Origin of the sequence: Enterococcus sp. C65, assembly GCF_040887165.1 — a bacterium.
GTDB classification, from domain to species: Bacteria; Bacillota; Bacilli; order Lactobacillales; family Enterococcaceae; genus Enterococcus_B; species Enterococcus_B hirae.
In genome coordinates, this window is the sequence record NZ_JBFOFG010000019.1 from 1 (window position 1) to 5949 (window position 5949).

Consider the following 5949-nt stretch of genomic DNA (forward strand, 5'->3'; position numbering starts at 1 on the left):
ATTTTTTCTGACTATTGTTCCACTCTGTTCAATTCGGGCCAAAATATAAATTGGTTTATTAACTCATTTACTTCAGCAATAGGCAAGAATGACTAATCAACAATTTCTCTTACAAAAGAAGCTTTGTTCCTCACTATTGATTGTCTAAAAAATTTGTTAACTGTTTTTTCTTTTCATCTAAAGAAATTAATGTAGGTAGTCTATATGTATTACTATTATTAAATTCTAAAAATAATCCATTAGCTAAATGAGTAATAATACGACTCAAAGATTCATGTTCATTGACCCGCTATCAATGTAATAATACCTTTACCTGAGTTTGCATGTAACACAAGCTGCAGCGTATCTCCTACCTGAACTTGAGTTTTATCAATATTTAAAAATAAAGAATTAGTACCATGTTTAAATTCTTTCCAATCACTAACTAGTTTCCCGTTTTTTCCATTAGTGAGTGCAGCAAACCAAATCAAATTCTCTGGGTCCCATTAATTACGTTAAGCACTACAAAATTGGGAATAACATACTCTATTTCCCCTAGATTTAATGTTTTAATTCCCATTCCTGCATGTAGTCGACCATAAAGCTCACGTGGCTACAGTATTAGAACTAACTGTATCAGCGGATACCTCAGTTGATGATAGTACTCCAGTAGTAGCTGGCGACAAGGCCAACAACATTACAGTACTTGTTACTAGTTTTTTGAGCATAATAAGTTCCTCCTAAAATTATTTGGATTTTTCCTTATTTTTTTCTCTTTCTTGTTATAATTTAATATATATTTAAGACAAATAGTAATAATGGAGGAGCTATATGATATTAGAAAAAAAGTTAATTTCCTTTGATAAAAAGGTTGCCGAATTACACCAACTTTATGCACAAGCACTTTTAAATGGAGAGACTTTCTACCAAGAGAAAAGAGAGTTTGAATTGCTAATTGTTCAAACAGTTATTTCATGTGACTACAAACGAGTGCGAGTTTTAATTAAAAAAATATTTTCCCATATGTAAACTAAGAGTTTTGATAATTTATTATATAATATATTACACAATAGCAATTATCACACTGCTTACGCGAATTGCTATTGTAGAAGGAGTCTGTGAAAAAGAAGCTTATTCATTATCAGATACATATTTGGGATTAGATTTTAAAGAATTAAAAGTGGAACCGATACAATTTATATGTGAAATTGTTGAAAATTTTATGTTATTAATTGAAAATACAAAATTTTATAAATATAATTCACCTTTAGCAAATAAAATTATAAATTATGTTAAAAACAACATTGATAATAATTTAAAAATTATTTACATAGCAAATCATTTTCATCTTTCACCAGAATATTTATCATATCATTTTAAAAGTATAACTGGTATGCGTTTGAAAAGTTTCATAAACCAAGAAAATATAGAGTTTTCTAAATATTTACTTACTTCTACAGATTTAACTATAATAGAAATTGCAATGAGATTACATTATACTGATCAAAGTTATTTTTCAAAGGTTTTCAAAAAATATACTAAAATGTCACTTGCTCAATATCGAAAAAATAAAATTATAAAATTTAAAAGCAAGGATAAATATTCAAGTTTTATCAAATCCATAGACTAAAAAGAAAGAAGTTTCTTCACTCACTTCTTTCTCTTGCCCAATTTCAATGGTAATTATTACTATAGTTTGATTTATTCAAGCATTAGCAAATCCTTCGTCAATATGATCAGAGACTGTTTTATTATCTACCACACCATAATCAAATTTATCTTTTTTCTCATCAAAACAAAATGAATTGGGTTACCTGATCTAACTCTCTTTCCATCTGATTTAGTTTATTTTTAGTTAGGTTTCTATTTAACTTAACTGGATTAGCTACTAATTTTCCATACACTTTCCAAAACTGATCGTTGATCATTATTTGTCCCTTTCTCTAAAACAAAAAGAGTGTGGAAAATTAGTCCATTCTAAAAATAAAAACGAGTCTCATTTTGACAATATACTTCAAAATAGTACAAAAAATCATTTTTTGTTAAAATAATAAAGAGGGGGGATAGGTTGATATGTTTTTCTTGTTGGAGAAAAAAAATGAGAACAAATTAGCTATTTTTAGAGTGATTCTTTTTAAGGGAAAAGGGGAAAAGATTACTTTAACGCAATTACAAAATCAATTAGGCTTGAGTCAAGTAACGCTCAGGAGCCTGATCAAAGAAATCAACAATGAGTTAAAAACAGTCGTATTGATCGAAATAAAAAATAATGAAGTTACCCTGCTGGAAAATGAATGTACAATGGAACAAATCATCAATTTTTATTCGGTTCATGATAATGGCTACAGATTGTTAGAGGCGTTATTTATGAAATCAAAAGTTTACACTGTAGAAGCCTTAGCACAACATCTTTATCTTAGTACTTCTCATTTGTACAAGATAATAAAAAAATTTAATGAGCAATTAGGTATTTACAATATCTCCATTAGCATTAGAAAGGGAGTCTATTTAAATGGATCAGAACGTTTAATAAAAAATTTGTTTTATGAATTTCTTTCCTTATCCAATCAAATCTATGAGCAGTTACCTTTTTCTCCAAGTGAGAGTACGCTCAAGCAACAAGTACACATTATTTTTGCAGAGTATGGTATTCTCAGTGGTCACTCTAGTGACATTTTATTTAGTCGTTGGCTCATGACTTGTTTGAATTTTAACTATATTTTAAATAAAAAAAGTATCGTCGTAATGGATAAAGATAAGAATAAAGAATTCCCGTTTCAGATAGACGAAAACTTTTTTACAATTGGAAAATCTGTGTGTAAAAGTTTGGGCATGAAAAAAGTTACCCATAGAGAGATTATGGAGTTATACCTCGGACTTACTAGCTTAATTTTAAATTTTGAAACGAAGCAAGATGCATTTTATTTTCAAAGAAACTTTATAAATAAACAAGAGATAAGCGAAAAAGTTGAAAAATTATCCTCAAAATTACTAAAGATGATTGATAATCATGAGGAATTGAAACAAATGACGGTTTCTTTAGAATTTTCAATTGAATTTATTTTAACTTATATTGACTATTTCTTGATCACTTGGAAAAACTATTTAGATTTATATCAATTTGTGTATAAAAACTTAAGTATTAATTATGAGCGGGTAAAAAAATTATGGGAAGAAACTTTAGCAACAGATAGTGCTAATGTCGTCAAACAAGAGGTATGTATCAAGTTAATTAGCTTTGTGATTGATTTTTATAATCAAAATACGAGAAGGGAAATGCACACTAAAAGATTTATTTATAAATCTATTTTAGGCTTAAAAACAGAAAACTTAATGACAAATAAATTGATGTCGTTGTTTGAATATCCTACTGATGACTCTTCCACAGATTCTGTTTATCTAATAGATGATACGCGCTTAATGAATGACCCCACGAAAAAATACATGTTATTAACTGATTTTATGGATTATATCAATCGATTATTTTAAGTGGAAAACAAAAGATGTGAGTAGCAAATATAAAGAAGTGAGTATAGAAGTATGAACTCCAATAAATCACAATCACCTTTTTGAAGGGTGGTTATGATTTATGAATGGGATACGGTTATACTTGTTGCTTCTGCTCCCATCGTTTATATGTACTTAGAGTGTGAAATAAAAAGTATCTTTACTTTTGTCTCACACTCTTTCGTCTACCCCAATATTTTTCGAAAAATTTATTAACTATGATGGATAGCTATTATCATCTATTTCATATCTACTGGTTAAAAAGCTTGGTTATCAATTTGTTGATAAATCAAACTTGTAATGGCTACATCAAGTTCCTGCCAGTTTTTAGAAGTATTGGGACTTTCCCAAGCTAAAAAAGTACAAGAATTTTTTTTGTTCTTTTGGTAAAATATATTGATTTCTGGATAATCAAAAATAATGATATCTGGCTTTAAGGTAGCGATTGTATGGGAATCTTGTATCTGTACAAATTCTTTATATTTTGAACGAATCAATTTAGCAATATCCTTTTCAATGGTAAGACCGAATTTACTATGAATATTAATAATAATAGGACGAACTGAGGATTCGGTTAAAGAACAGGAGAGTCGATGAGTAATTATTTTTGCTAGAATGTTCATTTGATAAGTCGAAAGCCCATAGGCCAGATGTTTATTGACTTCTGTTATTTTTTCGATTACTAGTTTTAAAGGTAAAAAAGAAGGGACAGGTGGAAATTCATATTTTTCTCCTTGAATAGTAATCAAGACTTCTGCAATCGGTAAAATGTACAAGGTGTCAATGATATAAAGCATTAGTTCTCTTTTGTCAGCATTTATGTCACTATCTTGAATATCTAATAACTCCTTAGCGAAAGAATAACTCTTTTTGAGTTGGTCTTGATATTTGTTTAGTGCACTTGTGGCTAACTGGCTATTTTCATAATATGGAAAAGGATAAATATACCATATCAATGTTCTAGCTAATAATTCATCTTCACTCAGCAGTCGTTGCTCTTTTGCTGCAGTTTTTAATTTCTCTCGGATGAATTGCTGAACTGGATTAATAATTGACAATGTAAAATTCGTTAGTTTGATTGGTTTTTGCCTATATCTACGGGTACAGATGACCAACCAAACAGCATACAATTTTTCTAAATATAAAGAAAAATTCACATCAAAAGTATGTTCGATTTTTTTCAACCATTTTAATTCATTATTGAAATCTTCATTGTAGATACAAAAATCTTCTGGTCTACCAGAAAACTTAATCAAAGAATAATATAAACATCTTATCTTTAATTCATCCCCAACTAAGGTCAATGAATTTAAATCAATAGTGACATTTTCAGGTAACATTTTTTGTAATTTAGTTATTTTTTTATAGAAATGTGAATGACTAACATACAGCTGTTGGCAAATGATCACTGAACTAGGCTTATTCGTACGAAAGGTGATGGCTAAAAATTTATACATAAACCCTTCGACTAAATATTTTTTGTAAACTGTGTCATAATCTTCGTTTAGTGGTTTTTGTAAATAAACTTTCCTATCTTTTATGGTAAAGTTCCATTTATTTTCTGTCATTTCTTTTAAAACGGCTAGATCATTTTTTATTGTAGTAAGGACAACCTCATTTTCTTCAGCTAATTGTATCAACGAGAGAGGCTCTGTTGAACATAAAATTTTCTTCAAAATTGCTAATTGTCTTAAAGCAGCGGTTTCCATTATAAATTGCATATAAAATCCCCCATTCCAAAATACATAAGAAATTTTATCCAGCGAGCGTTTCATTTTATATTAATTATTTTTTTAGAATGAAAGATAAAAATAATCATGACGTTTTTTTTATATCCAAAGAAACGGTCAAGAGAAAAATGAGCTAAATAGTAAAAAAATTGTGGTAATAGCAGCAATTTTTAAAATAAAAAAGGAAGTTAGTTATCAAGATCTCTCAGAAAAAAATTAAACAATTTAAGTAGAAAGAAAAATTTATTAGAAAATAATTGATAAGTAATAAATTGCTGTGATTATTGTTGATTTATAGAAAGTTAAAATTTATCATAATTTTTTTTTGTTTTTTTCTTTAAAATGCGGGCATAAATTCTTTTTACTTTTACGCTAAAAGAATTTGTAAACTATTAGGAGGTTTAAATAATGAAAAAAATGAAGAAAAATAAGAAAGGAAAACATCACGTTCGAAAGGTTGTTTCTGCTTCGACGGCAGGCCTTATTTTATTTTCAAGTTTATCAACTCCAGTATTATCCTATGCTGAGACGTTACTTGGAGATAAAAAAGTCGCAACCACACAAGAAACCAACTCTGTACTAAAAGAATCAATGACTTCAGGGTTAGAAAAAGTAACAAGTGGAACGGAAGAACAAACTAATTCTACAGAAGAAACTACTACAGAAAACACCGTAAATACTACGGAAGTAAACGAAACAGAAGCAAACGAGGCTCTAACAGCAGTACAGAATC

5 protein-coding genes are annotated in these 5949 nt (G+C 28.7%); 4 read left to right on the forward strand and 1 reads right to left on the reverse strand.

Going from position 1 to position 5949, the window contains the following annotated elements; translation table 11 throughout:
- Window positions 1-810 precede the first annotated feature (810 nt).
- The 3 genes from AB3I12_RS13190 to AB3I12_RS13200 all read left to right on the forward strand — a co-directional run bounded on the left by AB3I12_RS13190 (window position 811) and on the right by AB3I12_RS13200 (window position 3468).
- Window positions 811-1008, forward strand: coding sequence for a hypothetical protein (locus AB3I12_RS13190; protein ID WP_063627480.1), 198 nt, complete (start codon window positions 811-813; stop codon window positions 1006-1008).
- Between the two features lie 10 nt (window positions 1009-1018).
- Window positions 1019-1609 carry an AraC family transcriptional regulator gene (locus tag AB3I12_RS13195; RefSeq protein ID WP_063627479.1) on the forward strand — a complete coding sequence of 197 codons (591 nt, stop codon included), beginning with the start codon at window positions 1019-1021 and terminating at the stop codon, window positions 1607-1609.
- Window positions 1610-2064: 455 nt separating this feature from the next.
- Entirely contained in the window at window positions 2065-3468 is a 1404-nt protein-coding gene (locus AB3I12_RS13200; protein ID WP_368015667.1) for a helix-turn-helix domain-containing protein, read from the forward strand.
- A 275-nt stretch (window positions 3469-3743) separates the two neighbouring features.
- On the opposite strand, the gene AB3I12_RS13205 is transcribed toward AB3I12_RS13200, so the two are convergent.
- Window positions 3744-5207 (reverse strand): helix-turn-helix domain-containing protein, encoded by a 1464-nt coding sequence (locus tag AB3I12_RS13205; protein ID WP_063627477.1) that lies wholly within the window; start codon window positions 5205-5207, stop codon window positions 3744-3746.
- Window positions 5208-5624: 417 nt separating this feature from the next.
- Between AB3I12_RS13205 and AB3I12_RS13210 the strand changes: the two genes are divergently transcribed.
- A partial coding sequence (locus AB3I12_RS13210; protein ID WP_368015668.1) for a hypothetical protein occupies window positions 5625-5949 on the forward strand: 325 nt, incomplete at its 3' end.